Source organism: Promicromonospora kroppenstedtii DSM 19349 (genome assembly GCF_000515355.1).
Classification (GTDB): domain Bacteria; phylum Actinomycetota; class Actinomycetes; order Actinomycetales; family Cellulomonadaceae; genus Promicromonospora; species Promicromonospora kroppenstedtii.
The window spans coordinates 3,293-4,319 of sequence record NZ_KI911730.1 but is presented as its reverse complement, the minus strand read 5'-3'; the positions used below and the strand labels follow the sequence as shown (position 1 = coordinate 4,319).

General features: G+C 70.9%; 2 protein-coding genes. Both read left to right on the top strand.

What is annotated here, in order from left to right:
• Window positions 1-457 (top strand): hypothetical protein (locus PROKR_RS35800; RefSeq protein ID WP_036967313.1); only part of this gene is annotated, 457 nt, incomplete at its 5' end.
• Window positions 458-742: 285 nt separating this feature from the next.
• A partial coding sequence (locus tag PROKR_RS37550) for a Rho termination factor N-terminal domain-containing protein (protein WP_245605922.1) occupies window positions 743-1,027 on the top strand: 285 nt, incomplete at its 3' end.

The following is a 1,027-nucleotide window of genomic DNA, read 5'->3' as shown; positions in this document are numbered from 1 at the left end:
GGCGGCCCTGCCGGCGCAGGTGTCCCACGGCGACGCCGCGTTCACGGCGGGCCGGGCGGCACTCCTGGTGGAGGCCCTGGCCCGGCGTCCGGAGCTGCTGTTCGACGCCACCGAGGACCGGCTGCACCAGCAGTACCGTGCCGGCGTCCTTGGCGCCTCCAGCGAGCTGCTCCGGGCGCTGCGGGACGAGGGCGTCCCGGCTACCGTCTCGGGTGCCGGGCCGACCGTCCTGGTGCTCGCCGGGCCCGGCCACCGGGCCGCGCGGGACGCCGTCCTGGCAGACCTCGTGGACGAGACCGCGGGCTGGCGCAGGCTGAGCCCGGGGATCGATCTGACAGGCGCGCGGGCCAGGAGGATCACCGGTAACACGGGTGCGCTATCGTCCGGTCCGTCAGGGGCAGACAGAAGTCATGCCGGACCAGGATCACCAGCAGTACGGGGTGGTAGTATGCAGTGAACCTTCGGGATCGCACGTCCTGAGCCATGGTGGCGGGAACACGGATTCAACATCGGTTCCTCACCGCCTACCCAGCTGCAGTCAAAGCCGCTCAGCCGTGCCCGTAGCAGGCCGTGATCTACGGCCCACCGCATCTCGCGAGAAGGCAGACAACGCCCCCGTCAGCCCCTTCGTCGTACCACTGATGCGAGGTTTTCCGCGTTCTGGCCACATTCAGCCGGGCGCCCACTATCCCGCGGCCCGCGTTCAGGCGATCAGCCGCAGTTCGAGGGGGAAGGGTCCTTCGTGACAGACACCACCGATAACGCTCAGTCAGCCACCGGCCGTGCGGCCGGTACGGGCGCGCTGAGCAGCATGCGCCTCGCCGAGCTCCAGGCACTCGCCGGAGACCTGGGCGTGAAGGGCACCTCCAGGATGCGCAAGAGCGACCTCGTGGACTCGATCCGCGAGAAGACGGGCGGCGGCGCGACGAAGCGCCCGGCCCGTGCCGCTTCCGTCCCGGAGCAGCCCGTCACCGACAAGCCTGTCCGTAGCGAGGTACCGGTCGCCGCCGCCGAGGTCGCCACCTCG